A 15,362-nucleotide genomic window follows, 5' to 3' on the forward strand; every position below is an offset into this window, starting at 1 on the left:
GAGGAGTGAAACATGGAATTCGAGTTTACGCTGCGTTTTCAGCTCAATGATGAGAGCGACATCGATGAAGTGATCGAACGGCTCGGCTCGCAAGGCTGCACTGATGCGTTAATTGGCGCGGGTGTGGCGGGAAAATTAAGCATGACGTTCTGCCGCGAAGCCAGCACTGCACAGGACGCGGTACGCAGCGCGTTGGAGGATGTTTTTCAGGCATTGCCAGATGCGGAACTGATTGAAGCCGCGCCAGATTTAGTCGGGCTGACGGATATCGCAGAGTTGATAGGTGTTTCGCGGCAGAACATGCGCAAGCTGATGCTCAGCCATAGCCCGCAGTTTCCGCGCCCGATTCATGATGGAAAAACAGCCATATGGCATTTAATCGATGTACTGGAGTGGTTAAATCAGCGTGGTTCAACGCGGGTCAATCCAGCACTGAGTGAACTGGCGCGCGCAACGTTGCAACTCAATTTACAGCAGATGCTGCAACGTTACGCACACTGTTTAAAGCCTTAATGATGCAGCAAAAATATCGTCGCCAGACCAAGGAAGATAAAGAATCCGCCGGTATCGGTGATCGCGGTGATCAGCACGCTGGAGCCAACGGCGGGATCGCGTTTCATTTTGGTCATGATTAACGGAATCAGCACGCCCATCAGCGCGGCCAGCAGCAGGTTCAGCACCATCGCCAGCATCATCACGCCGCCGAGTTGCAGGTTGTCGTACATCAGCCAGGTGACGCCGCCCATAATGCCGCCCCAGAACAGGCCGTTAATCAATGCCACGCCGAGTTCACGCATGATCAGGAACGAGAAGTTACCCGGTTCAACCTGATGCAGCGCCAGCGCACGCACAATCATGGTAATGGTTTGATTGCCGGTGTTGCCGCCGATGCCGGCGACGATTGGCATCAGCGCCGCCAGCGCAACCAGCTGCGATATGGTGGCTTCAAACAGGCCAATCACGCGCGAAGCGACAAATGCGGTACACAGGTTAACCGCCAGCCAGGCCCAGCGTTTGCCCACCGCTTTGCGCACCGGCGCAAACACGTCTTCGCCCTGGCTGATACCCCCCATTTTACGGATGTTGCTTTCGTTCTCTTCGTTCACCAAATCGACCACGTCTTCAATGGTGATACGGCCAATCAGTTTGCCTTGAGCATCGGTGACCGCAGCGGAGATCAGGTTATAACGTTCAAACGCGCTGGCGGCGTCTTCCGCTTTATCGTTGAGCTGAAACGTGGTGGGATGCGAATTCATCACTTCTGCGACCAGCATCTTCGGTTTGTTGAGCAGAATATCAGTGAGCGTTAACTCACCTACCAGTTGATTCTGTTCGTCGGTGATAAATATCTTATCGGTGCCGTCAGGCATTTTTTTGCCTTTACGCAGATAGCGCTGCACCGTGGCTAAGGTCACGTCAGAGCGCACCGTCAGGATATTGAAATCCATGATCTGCCCGACGCGATCGCGATCCAGCTCGATCACGCTCATCAGTCGCGCGCGCAGGCTAGGTTCAAGGGTGGTGAGCAGACGTCCGGTTAAATCGCGCGGCAGGTAGCGCGCCAGATATACCTGATCGTCGATATCCAGCGGCTCGATGGCGTGCAGAATATCGCGATCAGACATTTCTTCCGTCAGGCTGGCCCAAACGGTTTCTGAAGCCTCAACCAGGACGTGACCGCGCTGTGCCGTCGGCACTAAACGCCACAGCGCCTGACGCTCTTCTTCCGGCAAGGCTTCGAGGATGTCGGCTAAATCCGCGGCGTGCAATTGCTGCAGCTCAAGCTCTAATTCATGACGCCAGTCGGTGATATCACGCAGTTCGGCGGCATTCAGATCGACGGATTTATCCAGCAGAACATCAACCAGATCGTGCTCGTTGAGCAGCAGGTTGAGAATGTGATGACGGGTTTCAGCTAATTTTTGTGAATGCGAAGCAGACATAACGCGTTCCTTGTGTCTGTAAAGTCAGCTCACAGTGTAGCGCGTTGCGGGTAACAGGACGTAAAAAGCAGCATTGTCTCAAAGGACAATGTTTAGCAGCGACAGCCGACCCGCAAATTATTTAGCGCGAATCACTGGTGCTCAGCGTGACCGGTTCAGGGATGGCTTTCTTTTGCTGATGATGCTCGATGGCACCGGGAATGATGAAAAGCAGGCGGCCAAACAAAATTAAGAAGCTGACCAGTAAAACAATGCGGGTCATGGTGCCAGTTTTGGGACGTCTTCGTGCAGAGATAGCGCTGTTCACGCGGGGTGGTTCCTGTAAATGCCCGATGGGCGAAGGCAATATTTAGTCACACTTAGATCGCTAAAGCAATCGCTGTGTGAAAAATGAGCAAAAAAGATTCAGCGCACTGATCGACATCAGACAATCTAACGGCCGCACAAAGCGGCCGTTAATTCAGTAACTGGCTTTCTGCGCCAGCAGCGTGGCGAAACGGGTTTTAATGCGGTTACCGTTTTCATCACGACGATGCAGTTCACCGACCTCTTCGTTGTATTTCACAATATGCCAGTTGCGGTAATAGTGGCTGAGTTCACCGGATTTAAACGCAAATGGGAAGTTTTGCGTATTGGGATAATCATCGGTATCCATCGCCGCCACAATCAGGTTGTAGCCATATTTACGCGTGCTGGCCTGCATATCGGCAATCAGCTGCGGAATGGTTGCCGGCTGCAGGAACATCATCACCACGGTCGACAGCACAAACTGATAGCTGCCGTTGAAGCGCACGCTATTCAGATCGCACAGCTCGGTGTGAATGTTCTGTAGATTCTCTTCCGCGATGATGCTGTTCAGGCGCTCCAGACTGGCGGGATTGCTGTCCCAGGCCGTCACGTCAAAGCCATGCTGATTGAGAAACAGACTATTGCGGCCCTGGCCGCAGCCCAAATCCAGTGCTTTCCCTACTTCAAGATGAGGCAGGGCCGCCAGCACTTCAGAATGGGTCGGCGTGAGGCCGTATTTTTCAGCGTAATAATTATCGGGGCGTGTCGTCATAACCAGATTGCGGGCCAGCTGCCCGCATTACTCCTCTTCTTCCAGCATCAGTTTCCAGCCGGTGACATCATTCCAGTAAGCTTGCTCGCGCTCCAGATCCAGCTGCACCAGCGTATTCTGGCTCAGGAAGCCGGCAGGGAAGGTCAGCGTCCAGTGGCCGTCGTCGGTGCTGAGCTTGAGCGAATCCGGTTTGGTGGTCGCCTGGCGCTGATTATTCAGCAGCGTGCCAAGACGCAACAGGAATACCATCGGCAGAAACTGTTTCTTTTTAAACAAGGTGAAACGCGGCATCTCATCCTGCTTCACCGCTTTGCGGTGATAACGTACCAGCGTGGCCAACAGCATCTGTTGATCCTGATTAAAGCCCGGCATGTTGGAGTTCTGCAGGATGTAAGCCGAATGGCGCTGCATGCCGCTGTGATTGATGGTCAATCCCACTTCATGCAGCAGCGCGGCCCATTTCAGCAGCGTCGACAGTTGTGGATTAGCTTGCTTGGGATTCTGCTCCTGCCACTGCAAATAGAGCTTCTCGGTGGTTTCCAGCACGCGACGCGCCTGATCGCTATCAATCGCATAGTGATTTGCCAGACTTTGCGCGGTGCGGCTGCGAATGTCTTGATGACGGAAACGGCCTTCCATCTCATACAGCACGCCTTCACGCAGTGCGCCGTCAGAGAGACGCAGTTCGCGAATCGCTAACGCATCAAACACGCCACACAAAATCGCTAAGCCCGGCACAAACACCGCTTTACGCTCTTCCGACAAGCCCGGCAGGCTCAGCGCATTAAACGACTTATGCTTCAGCACTTCGCTGGTCAGCAACTCCAGCGTCTCTGGCGTAATCAGCTTCTCTTTTTCGCCCATCGCTAGCAGCACTTCGCAGGCCGCTTTAATGGAGCCCGACGCGCCTAGCGCATATTGCCAGCCGTGCAAACGATATTGCCACGCCATGGTTTCCAGCTTTTGCGCAGCGGAGAGGCGCGCGCGGCGGAAGTTTTCTGGCGTAATTTCGCCTTTGGGGAAGAAGAGATTGGCGAAGCTGACGCAGCCCATGCGGCGGCTCTCTACCAGCTGCGGCTCAAAGTCTTCCCCAATCACCAGTTCGGTGGAGCCGCCGCCGATATCGATCACCAGCTTGCGGCCTTTTTCCGGCTGCGTGTGCTCCACGCCCATAAAAATCAGACGCGCTTCTTCGTTGCCGGAGATCACTTCGATCGGATAGGGAATCACCTCGGCCGCGCGCTGCAGAAACTCTTCCGCATTGCTGGCGATACGCAGCGTGTGCGTGCCGACGATCGTCACGTTGGCGGAACTGAAGCCCTGCAAACGTTCGGCGAACAACGCCAGACAGCTCAGCCCGCGCTCAATCGCTTCTTCGCTCAGGCGATTGCGCGCATCCAGCCCATCGGCCAGATGCACGCGCTGTTTCAGGCGTCCCAGCACTTGCAAAGCGCCATCCACCACGCGGGCAATGACCATATGGAAGCTGTTCGAGCCGAGGTCGATTGCCGCGAATTCCTGAGGTTTCGGCGTACTTTTATGTGAGATTGGCATAGGCGTTATTCGGGTTGTTCCAGTTTCTTGATGTAGTCATAAATGGCCAGCTGCGAACGCACCTTTTTACGGTTGCCGCGCGGCACATAACGATTACTCAGCTCTTTATCGACGATGCGGGCTTTCACCGTATCACTAAACAGAATGGCGATGATGTCCAATATGCGCTGCTTCACGCGGGGATCAAGAATCGCCACGGCTACTTCAATGCGGTGGTCTATGTTACGCGTCATCCAGTCCGCGGAAGAGAGGAACACCTTTTTCTCGCCGCCGTTCTCAAAAATATAGACGCGGTCGTGTTCGAGATAGCGGTCAACGATGCTGGTAATGCGAATATTTTCACTGATGCCCGGTAAATCAGGAATCAGCGAACACATGCCGCGCACCAGCAGATTCACTTTCACGCCTGCCGACGAGGCGGCGTAAAGTCGATCAACTAAACCATTATCCACCAGGTTGTTGATCTTCAACGTAATGCCAGCAGGATTGCCTTGCTGCGCGTTGGCGATCTCGGCATCAATGAACTTATACAGCACGTCACGCGAGTTCTGCGGTGACACCAGCAAATGCTCGAAAGTGACCGGACGATACGGATTCTCAATGAAGTTGAACACGCGACGCACTTCATTGGTGATGCGCGCATCGGCGGTCAGCAATGAATAGTCAGTATAAATGCGCGCGGTTTTTTCGTTGAAGTTCCCGGTACCGATATGCGCATAACGCACCACTTCTTCGCCTTCACGGCGCGAAATCAGGAACAGCTTGGCGTGAATTTTCAGACCCGGCGCGGAGAAGATCACATGCACGCCCGCTTCGGTCAGACGTTTCGCCCAGCGGATGTTGGCCTCTTCATCGAAGCGCGCCTGCAGTTCCACCACCACCGTAACTTTCTTACCGTTATAGGCGGCGTGAATCATCGCATCCATGATGCGCGAGTTTTTCGCTACGCGGTAAATATTGATCTTAATCGCCAGCACGTTCGGGTCGAACGAGGCCTGACGCAGCAGCTCCAGCACATGCTCAAAGGTGTGATACGGATAGTAGAGCAGCACATCGCGATTGCGGATGGCGTCGAAGCCGTTGCGGAAGCCGTCAAAGCCGATGTGGCGAATTTGCGGCAGCGGACGGTTTTCCAGATTGCTTTTACCAACGTTCGGGAAGCCGATGAAATCTTTGAAGTTATGGTAGCGGCCGCCGGGCACAATCGAATCGTAGTTCGAAATCGACAGCTTATGGCGCAGCATTTCCACCATCGCATCCGGCATATCGCGCTGATAAACGAAACGAACCGGCTCGGCATTGAGACGCTGCTTCAGGCTCGACGACATCAGCTCCAGCAGGCTCGATTCCATCTCGGTAACCAGATCGTATTCGGCGTCGCGCGTCATCTTCATCGAATAGGCGTTCAGCGTATCGTAATCGAAGAAGCCTTTGAAAATTTCATCGAGGCAATAGCGCAGGATGTTATCCAGCAGAATCATTGGCTTGCGCCGGCGTGGCGACTCAGCCGGCAAGTTAATAAAGCGCGGCACTTTATCAGACGGGATCTCCAGCAGCGCATAACGAATATCGTCGCCGCGAATGATCTCCACCGCCAGATAGGTGTAATCGTCTTTCAGGAATTCGATCAGATCGGTGTCATGGTTAATCAGAATCGGCGTAACGTGCTGGCGTAATTGATGTTTGAAGTAGTAGCGCAGCCACTCTTGCTGATTCGGTGACAGTTGACGTTCGTTAATCAGGAAGATCTGATTACGCGCCATTTCCAGCAGCAGATCGTTGTAGAGCGCATCAAACTCCTGATCCGATTTCTGCACCCGCAGCTGAATTTTCTTTAACAGATGCCGCAAAGAGGTCGGTTTGCCTTGCTCTTCGCTGATCAGAATTCGCCGCTTGAGATCGGCAAAGCGCACTTTATAGAACTCTTCGAGGTTATTGGAGTAAATCCCGAGGAAGCGCATGCGTTCAATCAGCGGATTACTTTTATCCGAGGCTTCCTGTAACACACGTTCATTGAAGCTTAACCAGCTTAATTCTTTTTCTATATACAGCTTATCCTGACCCATTCTGACTCCGAGATGCTGATGCTGGACGGAATGTCCGGCGGAAAAGACGCAAAAATGCGTTACCGCTCAGTGTCCGTCACCATTATGGCGAGAGTATGGCAGGCTTGTCCAACGTCAAAGGTTGTCTTATCAATCAGCTACGGGCAACATAGCGACTTGTTTCCACCGGTAACCTGGCCTGCATGAGCATAAATCGTATTCCCGTCCACTTTAGCGACCGTCGTCGACGCGCCACTGATAATTTAGTGCGCCGCGTCGTCACAGCTTGCGGCGTGGGAATTTTGCTGCTGATGTTACTGCTGTTCTTCTGGTTGATCTGGGTGGTGTTGCCGCTGTTTAGCGCGCCGGGAATGCATGCCACCACCAATATTCAGCTGTGGGACAAAACCCCAATGCTGGCGATGGGCAGCGACGGCAATTTAGGCTGGCGCATCAGCCGCAACGAAGCGCGCTTTATTCCGCTTGATGGTCAACCTGCCGCTCCCGCACTGGCGCTGAATGGCAAACCCGATGCGGCGATCGCAAGCTTTGATAACCGCAGCGTGCTGCTCAATATGCAGGGCGAACTGCTGTTAATGCAACCGGTTATCCGCAATGGCAGCGGCGAATGGGGCTTCCCGCTCGGCGATCGTCCGCTGCGCTTACCGCAAGGCCCGGTCAGTAACATGGCGTTGACGTCGCTCAACGACCATCAATGGTTGATCGCGGCGCAAACCGCAGCTGGCATCAGCCTGCTGACGCTGGAAAATCAGCAAAAAGTGAATCAGATTCTGTTACCACAGCAGCAGGCCGATCATCTGCTGCTATCACCGGATGGCTCTTTGCTTTACGCCAGCAGCGGGCGTTTGCTGCGCGTGTGGCAAATCACATCTGATGGCGCACAGTTACGTGAAACGCAAACCCTCAATCTGCCGCCGCAAAGCCTGCATATGCTGGCCGGTGGACGCACCTTGCTGATTCAGTATGCGCAAGGCGTACAGCAATGGTTCGCTATCGCCAGTGATCAAGGGCCGCGCTTACAACAGATTCACACCTTCAACGGTAGCCAGCAGGTGCGCGGAATAACGCCGGAGCCGCAGCGCCGCGTGTTTGCCACTTACGATGCGCAGGGCAAGGTTCAGCTATTCGCCAGCAAGCAGCAGGGCGCGATTTTAACGCGTCAGCTGGCACCGGGCATTCAGGCACTGGCCTTCGCGCCGCACGGTGATGCCTTGATCATTGAACGCGCCGGGGAATGGCAACAGTTTGCGCTGGATAACCCGTGGCCGGACTTCACCTGGCGCAACCTGTGGCAAAAAATCTGGTACGAAAACTATCCGCAGGCCGATTGGGTATGGCAATCCACCGCGGCGGGCGACAGCTATCAAGCCAAGTTCAGCCTGATGCCGCTGGTACTGGGCACGCTAAAAGCCGCCAGTCTGGCGCTGCTGTTTGCCACGCCGCTGGCGCTGGCCGCCGCGATGTACACCGCGTGGTTTATGTCGCCGGGTTTACGTCGCTGGGTGAAACCGGCGATCGAAATGATGGGCGCGCTGCCCAGCGTGGTAATTGGTTTAATCGCTGGCGTGTGGCTGGCACCGCACATCAGCACCGCGCTGGTTGGCGTGCTGCTACTGCCGCCGGTGTTGGCCGCGACCTTATTATTGTGCGGCGTGCTGAGTCCGCGTTTGCCGGCCAGCTGGCGACGTCCCGGTTTTGAAGTGATTCTGCTGCTGCCGCTACTGTTAGTGGTGACGTTGCTGACGCTGTGGCTGCCAACGCTGTTCTGGCCGGAGATTTGCGAGCGTTTAGCGCATTACGAACAGCGCAACTTATTAGTTGCTGCGCTGGCGATGGGTTTTGCACTGGTGCCGCTGATTTTCACCTTATCGGAAGATGCGCTGTTCAGCGTGCCGGGCGCGCTGGGGCAGGGCTCGCTGGCGCTGGGCGCCACGCCGTGGCAAACCCTGACGCGTGTGGTGCTGCCGGGTGCCTCGGCGGGCATCTTCGCCGCCTTGATGATTGGCTTTGGCCGCGCCGTCGGCGAGACGATGATTGTGCTGATGGCCACCGGCAACACGCCGGTTAGCGAAGGCGGCTTATTTGCTGGCCTGCGTGCGCTCTCCGCCAACATTGCCATTGAGATGCCCGAAGCCGCAGCGGGCAGCGCGCATTATCGCATTCTGTTCCTCAGTGCGTTGTTGCTGTTGATCTTCACCTTGGTGATCAACACCATCGCCGAGTTGATTCGTCAGCGCTTGCGCCAACGCTACAGCCAGCATGAGGGCCACGGATGACGGCGATGAAACAAAACGATCGCTGGCGCTGGCTCACCGCTGGCGCCGTCGCGGTTTGCCTGCTGGCGTTTACCTTGCTGATTGGTTTGCTCGGCTGGCAGGGCGTGCGTGCCTTCTGGCCGCAGCCGGTCGATCAATATCAGTTCCAGCCGCCGCAAGGCAGCCCGGTGATGGTGCTGGGTGAAACCTTGCAAAAGCAGCAGCAGGGCGAACAGTGGCGCTATGTGGTGAAAACCGGCAACCGTGACTTTGCCGCGCCGGATTTCCGCGTGCTCTACAGTCAGGGCGAGGCGAAAACCCGTCGTCCTGCTGATGTGTTGGTGCTGCAGCGCCGCAACGGCGGCAACGCCTATGGCTGGCTGGTGGAGCTGCGCCAGGATAACGAAGTCATGACCGCTCAAAGCCGCGATGCCTTGCTGCATCAGCGTTTGCAGCAGGTACATGAGCAGCTGCGCCAGGCGAGTAACATCCGCCGCATTGAGATGGCGCGCCTTAATGCACAGCTGGAAAGCCTGCAGCAGCAGGCCGATGAGCAGCAGCGTAACGGCCGCTTCAGCCTGGAGGTGCAGTCTGAGTTTGATGCCAATCGCACGGCGTTACAGCGCCGCTTTAACGCGCTGGCGCAGCAGTTAACCCATCTGCAGCACGAAAGTCAGCGCGATACGCTGGTGCTGCGCGATGTGAACGGCGTGGATCACACCATCCTATTGGCGCAGGTGGTAGATGCGTGGTATCCGAATGCCATGACCTTAACCAACAAAACGCTGCACTTCTTCGGTCAGATTTGGCAATTCGTCAGCGATTCACCGACTTCCGGTGGCGGCGAGAGCGGGGCGTTTCCGGCGATTTTTGGCACAGTGCTGATGGTGCTGTTGATGTCGATCATCGTCATGCCGCTCGGCGTCATCGCGGCGGTATGGCTGCACGAATACGCCGGACGCAATGCGTTGACGCGGCTGGTGCGCATCGCGGTGGTTAATCTTGCGGGCGTGCCGTCAATTGTCTACGGCGTGTTTGGCCTCGGTTTCTTTGTCTGGCTGATTGGCGGCACCCTCGACCAGCTGTTTTTCTCCAGCGCCTTACCCAATCCGACTTTTGGTACGCCGGGCTTGCTGTGGGCCGCGCTGACGCTGGCGCTGCTGACGCTGCCGGTGGTGATCGTTGCCACCGAAGAGGGATTGTCGCGCATTCCGGATAATCTGCGTCAGGGATCGCTGGCGCTGGGCGCAACGCAGGCGGAAACGCTGTGGCGCGTGGTGCTGCCGCTGGCGGTACCGGCCATGCTCACCGGCTTGATTCTGGCGGTGGCGCGTGCGGCCGGAGAAACCGCGCCGCTGATGCTGGTGGGCGTGGTGAAGATGGTTCCTGAGCTGCCGGTTGATGCGGTGTTCCCTTATCTGCACCTCGATCGCAAATTCATGCACCTCGGTTTTCAGATCTACGATTTGGCGTTCCAGAGCCCCAACATCGATGCTGATCGACCGCTGGTTTACGCCACCGCTTTGCTGCTGGTGGTGATCATCCTGTCGCTCAATCTGCTGGCGATGGCGTTGCGCCATCGGCTGCGTGAGCGTTACCGGATTATGACGCACTAAAAAGGTTTCTGATGACGCCCGATTACGACATTGCCCTTAGCGTTAATCAGCTTTCGCTGTGGTATGGCGAACGCCAGGCGCTGAATAACATTGATCTGCAGATTCCGAAGAACCGCATCACGGCGTTGATTGGTCCTTCCGGCTGTGGCAAATCGACGCTGCTGCGCTGTTTCAATCGCATGAATGATGTGATCGATCGCTGCCGCATTGAAGGCGAGATTCTGCTCGGTGATTACGCGGTGATGCAGGCGAATCAGGATCTTCCCGCGCTGCGTCGCCGCATTGGCATGGTGTTCCAGCGGCCGAATCCGTTTCCTAAATCGATCTACGAAAACGTGGTTTACGGCCTGCGCTTGCAGGGCGTGCGCGATCGTCGCGTGCTGAATGAAGCCTGTGAGCGTGCGCTGCGCGCGGCGGCGTTGTGGGGCGAAGTGAAAGATCAGCTGGGGCAGAACGCGTTAACGCTCTCTAACGGCCAGCAGCAGCGTTTGGTGATTGCGCGCGCCATTGCCATCGAGCCGGAAGTGTTGCTGCTGGATGAGCCCACTTCGGCACTTGATCCGATCTCAACGCTGGTGATCGAGGAGTTGATGACCACGCTGAAGCAGCATTTCACGCTGGTGCTGGTGACGCACAATATGCAGCAGGCGGCACGCGTGTCGGATTACACCGCGTTTATGCACAACGGTCAGTTGGTAGAGTTTGACGAAACCGACAGAATCTTCACCTCACCGAAAGCGCGGCGAACCGAAGATTATATTACGGGAAGATTTGGTTAAAAAAGTCTGCGATTTGTAGCGGCGCAATTTATTGCGCAATGCCCGGATGGGCACGATGTTGCCATCGAAATGCGCGATAAATCGCGCCGCTTCGGAATATGCATAACATTCAATCGTGAGCATAGCCTTGCGTCGGTAATAACTGACCATCCAGCCATGCTTTACCTTCACGCATCTGCAAACGCCCATCAACAAACCAGCTGATCACCAGCGGATAGATCGCGTGTTCCTGATTCTGCACGCGCGCGCTGATCTCGTCTTCGCTATCGCCAGCAAACACCGGCACACGCGCTTGCAAAATAATGGGTCCGCCATCCAGCTCGTCAGTGACAAAATGCACTGAGGTGCCATGCTCCTCATCGCCGTTTTCCAGCGCCTGACGATGTGTGTGTAAGCCTGGATATTTCGGTAACAGCGACGGATGAATATTCACCAGACGATCGTGATAGTGCGCGACAAAAGCGCTGCTGAGGATGCGCATATAACCGGCCAGCACCACCAGATCCGGCGCGTAAGCATCAATCTCCTGCATCAGCTGGCGATCAAAGGCTTCGCGGTCGGCAAAATCACTGGCGGCTAACGCATGTGACGGGACATTGGCTTCCCGCGCGCGCGTTAAACCAAACGCGCTGGCTTTATTACTGAAAACGGCAGCGACGCTGCCGTTTATACGCCCGCTTGCGCAGGCGTCGAGGATGGACTGAAGATTGCTTCCGTTGCCGGAGATCAGTACAACCAGTTTTTTCATGGATTGATAACCACACGCTCTTCTGAATCAGACGCTTTAATCACACCGATTTTCCACGCTTTTTCGCCCGCGTCGGTCATCAGCTGTACCGCTTTATCGGCTTCTGCCGGGCTCAGCGCAATCACCATGCCCACGCCGCAGTTAAAGGTGCGGTACATTTCGTGACGGCTAACGTTGCCTGCCTGCTGCAACCAGCTGAACACTGACGGCCACTGCCAGCTGCTCTCTTCCAGCACCGCCTGGGTGTTATCTGGCAACACGCGCGGGATGTTTTCCCAGAAGCCGCCGCCGGTCAGATGCGAAATCGCATGCACATCAACCTGTTCGATCAGGCTAAGGATGTTTTTCACATAGATGCGGGTTGGCGCCAGCAGGTGATCGGCCAGTGATTTGCCATCCAGCTGTTTGGTCGCCGGATCGGTCTGGCTGACTTCAAGAATCTTGCGTACCAGTGAATAACCGTTCGAGTGTGGGCCGCTGGAGCCCAGCGCGATCAGCACGTCGCCGTCCTGCACTTTCGAACCGTCAATGATTTCTGATTTTTCCACCACGCCGACGCAGAAACCCGCCACGTCGTAATCTTCGCCGTGGTACATGCCTGGCATTTCAGCGGTTTCACCGCCGACCAGCGCACAACCCGACTGCAAGCAACCTTCGGCGATGCCGGTGATTACCGATGCAGCGGTATCCACATCCAGCTTGCCGGTCGCGTAATAATCGAGGAAGAACAGCGGCTCAGCACCCTGAACAATCAGGTCGTTAACACACATTGCGACCAGATCGATGCCGATGCTGTCGTGGCGTTTGAGATCCATCGCCAGACGCAGCTTGGTGCCGACGCCATCGGTTCCGGAGACCAGCACCGGCTCGCGGTACTTCTGCGGCAGCGCACAGAGCGCGCCGAATCCGCCCAATCCACCCATGACTTCCGGGCGGCGGGTTTTTTTCACTACGCCTTTAATACGGTCAACCAGATCGTTACCAGCATCGATATCAACACCGGCGTCTTTGTAGCTGAGAGAGGTTTTGTCGGTCACTGCGGAATCCCCACGCGAGTTGCGGTTGGTGGCAAAAATTAAGCGCGGCAATTCTAACAGCGCAGGCAAACGTTTGCGAGTCCCATCTCATGCTGCCTTTGCATCGCCTCAGATTTTCGCCAATCCTTAGATGACGCAGGCTATTGACCGATGACAAGTGGCGCAGCAGCGAAAAGGCGGTATAATCCGGCGATTTTTTTTTAGCTCAACTCAATTCCGGGAGAACAATCATGAAGATCGTGGAAGTCAAACACCCGCTGGTCAAACATAAACTGGGCCTGATGCGTGAGCATGATATCAGCACCAAGCGTTTCCGCGAGCTGGCCTCGGAAGTGGGCAGCTTGCTGACCTATGAAGCCACCGCCGATCTGGAAACCGAGCGCGTCACCATCGAAGGCTGGAATGGTCCGGTTGAAATCGATCAGATCAAAGGTAAAAAAATCACGGTGGTTCCGATTCTGCGTGCGGGTCTTGGCATGATGGAAGGCGTGCTTGAGCACGTTCCCAGCGCGCGCATCAGCGTGGTTGGCGTGTATCGTGATGAAGAGACGCTGGAGCCGGTTCCTTATTTCCAGAAGCTGGTTTCGAACATTGAAGAGCGCCTGGCGCTGGTGGTCGACCCAATGCTGGCAACCGGCGGTTCGATGATCGCCACCATCGATCTGCTGAAGAAAGCCGGTTGTACCAGCATCAAAGTGCTGGTGCTGGTGGCCGCACCTGAAGGTATTGCCGCGCTGGAGAAAGCGCATCCGGATGTGGAGCTCTACACCGCATCTATCGATCAGGGATTGAACGAGAAGGGCTACATCATTCCTGGCTTGGGAGATGCAGGGGACAAGATTTTCGGAACCAAATAAAAGAAACCAGCCGGCCAGAGAGTCGGCTTTTTTTTGGCAAAAACACAACATTGTCATCCTCGAGTTATTCGAGCCAACGCAGCCATGGCTCGAAGAACGAAGAGGATAGGGGATAATAATGACTCGTCGTGCTATTGGTGTGGGCGAACGTCCGCCACTGTTGCAAACCATTCCACTCAGCTTACAGCATCTGTTCGCCATGTTCGGCGCAACCGTGCTGGTGCCGATTCTGTTCCACATCAACCCGGCCACGGTGTTGCTGTTTAACGGCGTCGGAACGCTGCTCTATCTGTTTATCTGTAAAGGCAAAATCCCCGCTTATCTCGGATCGAGCTTTGCCTTTATTTCGCCGGTGCTGCTGCTATTGCCGTTGGGTTATGAAGTGGCGCTGGGCGGCTTTATTCTCTGCGGTTTGCTGTTCTGTATGGTGGCGCTGATCGTCAAGAAAGCCGGTACCGGCTGGCTGGACGTGATGTTCCCACCGGCAGCGATGGGCGCGATTGTCGCGGTTATCGGTCTGGAACTGGCGGGCGTGGCGGCGAATATGGCCGGCCTGCTGCCTGCTGACGGCACATCGCCAGACAGCAAAACCGTGATCATCTCGATGGTGACGCTGGCGGTGACCGTGTTTGGTTCGGTGCTGTTCCGTGGTTTCCTCGCCATCATCCCGATTTTAGTCGGCGTGTTGGTCGGCTATGCGCTCTCTTACGCGATGGGCATTGTGGACTGGACCGCGGTGGAAAATGCGCCGTGGTTTGCGCTGCCAACCTTCTACACGCCGCGTTTTGAATGGGTGGCGATGCTGACCATTCTGCCAGCCGCACTGGTGGTGATTGCCGAGCACGTGGGTCACTTGGTGGTCACCGCGAATATCGTGAAGAAAGATCTGATCCGCGATCCGGGTCTGCACCGCTCGATGTTCGCTAACGGTTTATCCACCATGATCTCCGGTTTCTTCGGCTCCACGCCGAACACCACTTACGGCGAGAACATCGGTGTAATGGCGATTACCCGCGTGTACAGCACCTGGGTAATTGGCGGCGCGGCGATCTTTGCCATTCTGCTCTCGTGCGTCGGCAAGCTGGCGGCGGCGATTCAGGCGGTTCCTGTGCCGGTGATGGGCGGCGTATCGCTGTTGCTATACGGCGTAATTGGCGCGTCCGGTATTCGTGTGCTGATCGAGTCTAAAGTGGATTACAACAAAGCGCAGAACCTGATCCTGACCTCGGTGATCCTGATCATCGGCGTGAGCGGTGCCAAAGTGCATATCGGCGCGGCCGAGCTGAAAGGTATGGCGCTGGCGACTATTGTTGGCGTGGGTCTGGCGCTGATCTTCCGTTTAATCAGCGTGTTGCGCCCGGAAGAGGTGGTGCTGGACGCTGAAGAGAAGCGCGAAAGTTAAGGCTGCAAGCCGGGCAGGGAAGCCCGGTTCATCTCCGGCAAAGAT

14 protein-coding genes are annotated in these 15,362 nt (G+C 55.8%); 7 read left to right on the plus strand and 7 right to left on the minus strand.

The features are described from left to right. The first annotated feature begins 12 nt into the window (after nucleotides 1–12). The gene (locus tag IB226_RS00525; protein WP_192233019.1) at nucleotides 13–513 is read left to right on the plus strand and encodes an AlpA family transcriptional regulator; all 501 of its coding nucleotides are present in this window, start codon (nucleotides 13–15) and stop codon (nucleotides 511–513) included. Here IB226_RS00525 and mgtE read toward each other — a convergent pair. From mgtE to ppk1, 5 genes are all read right to left on the minus strand, one after another. Next, complete coding sequence (gene mgtE / locus IB226_RS00530; RefSeq protein WP_110866477.1) at nucleotides 510–1,943, minus strand: magnesium transporter; 1,434 nt, start codon at nucleotides 1,941–1,943, stop codon at nucleotides 510–512. The two genes, IB226_RS00525 and mgtE, sit on opposite strands and share 4 nt — an antisense overlap. 121 nt (nucleotides 1,944–2,064) lie before the next feature. Further along, complete coding sequence (locus IB226_RS00535) at nucleotides 2,065–2,250, minus strand: YfgG family protein (protein WP_110866478.1); 186 nt, start codon at nucleotides 2,248–2,250, stop codon at nucleotides 2,065–2,067. Nucleotides 2,251–2,403: 153 nt separating this feature from the next. Further along, nucleotides 2,404–3,009 (minus strand): tellurite resistance methyltransferase TehB, encoded by a 606-nt coding sequence (tehB, locus tag IB226_RS00540; protein ID WP_137386274.1) that lies wholly within the window; start codon nucleotides 3,007–3,009, stop codon nucleotides 2,404–2,406. A 21-nt stretch (nucleotides 3,010–3,030) separates the two neighbouring features. After that, a complete protein-coding gene (gene ppx / locus IB226_RS00545; RefSeq protein WP_192233021.1) occupies nucleotides 3,031–4,557 on the minus strand; it encodes an exopolyphosphatase in 1,527 nt (508 codons plus the stop codon). A 5-nt stretch (nucleotides 4,558–4,562) separates the two neighbouring features. Next, nucleotides 4,563–6,623, minus strand: coding sequence for a polyphosphate kinase 1 (gene ppk1 / locus IB226_RS00550; protein ID WP_101763506.1), 2,061 nt, complete (start codon nucleotides 6,621–6,623; stop codon nucleotides 4,563–4,565). Between the two features lie 594 nt (nucleotides 6,624–7,217). Here ppk1 and IB226_RS23365 point away from each other — a divergent pair. From IB226_RS23365 to pstB, 4 genes are all read left to right on the plus strand, one after another. Then, nucleotides 7,218–7,298 carry a hypothetical protein gene (locus tag IB226_RS23365; RefSeq protein WP_225608168.1) on the plus strand — a complete coding sequence of 27 codons (81 nt, stop codon included), beginning with the start codon at nucleotides 7,218–7,220 and terminating at the stop codon, nucleotides 7,296–7,298. Between the two features lie 848 nt (nucleotides 7,299–8,146). Then, complete coding sequence (locus tag IB226_RS23370; protein ID WP_225608169.1) at nucleotides 8,147–8,899, plus strand: ABC transporter permease subunit; 753 nt, start codon at nucleotides 8,147–8,149, stop codon at nucleotides 8,897–8,899. Continuing rightward, the gene (pstA, locus tag IB226_RS00560; protein WP_192233025.1) at nucleotides 8,896–10,494 is read left to right on the plus strand and encodes a phosphate ABC transporter permease PstA; all 1,599 of its coding nucleotides are present in this window, start codon (nucleotides 8,896–8,898) and stop codon (nucleotides 10,492–10,494) included. The genes IB226_RS23370 and pstA overlap by 4 nt, the downstream gene beginning before the upstream one ends. An 11-nt stretch (nucleotides 10,495–10,505) precedes the next feature. Beyond that, a complete protein-coding gene (gene pstB / locus IB226_RS00565; RefSeq protein WP_101763509.1) occupies nucleotides 10,506–11,273 on the plus strand; it encodes a phosphate ABC transporter ATP-binding protein PstB in 768 nt (255 codons plus the stop codon). A gap of 109 nt (nucleotides 11,274–11,382) precedes the next feature. On the opposite strand, the gene purN is transcribed toward pstB, so the two are convergent. Together purN and purM are read right to left on the minus strand one after the other, a co-directional pair. After that, nucleotides 11,383–12,021 (minus strand): phosphoribosylglycinamide formyltransferase, encoded by a 639-nt coding sequence (purN, locus tag IB226_RS00570; RefSeq protein WP_101763510.1) that lies wholly within the window; start codon nucleotides 12,019–12,021, stop codon nucleotides 11,383–11,385. After that, nucleotides 12,018–13,058, minus strand: a complete 1,041-nt coding sequence (gene purM, locus IB226_RS00575; protein ID WP_101763557.1) for a phosphoribosylformylglycinamidine cyclo-ligase — start codon at nucleotides 13,056–13,058, stop codon at nucleotides 12,018–12,020. Before purM ends, purN begins: the two co-directional genes overlap by 4 nt. 230 nt (nucleotides 13,059–13,288) lie before the next feature. Between purM and upp the strand changes: the two genes are divergently transcribed. Continuing rightward, on the plus strand, nucleotides 13,289–13,915 hold the full coding sequence (gene upp, locus IB226_RS00580) for a uracil phosphoribosyltransferase (protein WP_008108331.1): 627 nt from the start codon (nucleotides 13,289–13,291) through the stop codon (nucleotides 13,913–13,915). 118 nt (nucleotides 13,916–14,033) lie between these two features. Continuing rightward, the gene (gene uraA / locus IB226_RS00585; RefSeq protein ID WP_192233027.1) at nucleotides 14,034–15,317 is read left to right on the plus strand and encodes a uracil permease; all 1,284 of its coding nucleotides are present in this window, start codon (nucleotides 14,034–14,036) and stop codon (nucleotides 15,315–15,317) included. Nucleotides 15,318–15,362 lie beyond the last annotated feature (45 nt).

Source organism: Pantoea sp. PNT03 (genome assembly GCF_014852515.1).
In the GTDB taxonomy this organism is placed as follows: domain Bacteria; phylum Pseudomonadota; class Gammaproteobacteria; order Enterobacterales; family Enterobacteriaceae; genus Pantoea; species Pantoea leporis.

Bases quoted from the DNA above. Each gene is read 5' to 3' on its own strand.
- IB226_RS00525 (WP_192233019.1), top strand. From the start codon at position 13: ATGGAATTCGAGTTTACGCTGCGTTTTCAGCTCAATGATGAGAGCGAC.
- IB226_RS23365 (WP_225608168.1), top strand. From the start codon at position 7,218: ATGGCAGCGGCGAATGGGGCTTCCCGCTCGGCGATCGTCCGCTGCGCT.
- IB226_RS23370 (WP_225608169.1), top strand. From the start codon at position 8,147: ATGGGCGCGCTGCCCAGCGTGGTAATTGGTTTAATCGCTGGCGTGTGG.
- purN (WP_101763510.1), bottom strand. From the start codon at position 12,021: ATGAAAAAACTGGTTGTACTGATCTCCGGCAACGGAAGCAATCTTCAG.
- pstA (WP_192233025.1), top strand. From the start codon at position 8,896: ATGACGGCGATGAAACAAAACGATCGCTGGCGCTGGCTCACCGCTGGC.
- uraA (WP_192233027.1), top strand. From the start codon at position 14,034: ATGACTCGTCGTGCTATTGGTGTGGGCGAACGTCCGCCACTGTTGCAA.
- mgtE (WP_110866477.1), bottom strand. From the start codon at position 1,943: ATGTCTGCTTCGCATTCACAAAAATTAGCTGAAACCCGTCATCACATT.
- ppk1 (WP_101763506.1), bottom strand. From the start codon at position 6,623: ATGGGTCAGGATAAGCTGTATATAGAAAAAGAATTAAGCTGGTTAAGC.
- upp (WP_008108331.1), top strand. From the start codon at position 13,289: ATGAAGATCGTGGAAGTCAAACACCCGCTGGTCAAACATAAACTGGGC.
- ppx (WP_192233021.1), bottom strand. From the start codon at position 4,557: ATGCCAATCTCACATAAAAGTACGCCGAAACCTCAGGAATTCGCGGCA.
- pstB (WP_101763509.1), top strand. From the start codon at position 10,506: ATGACGCCCGATTACGACATTGCCCTTAGCGTTAATCAGCTTTCGCTG.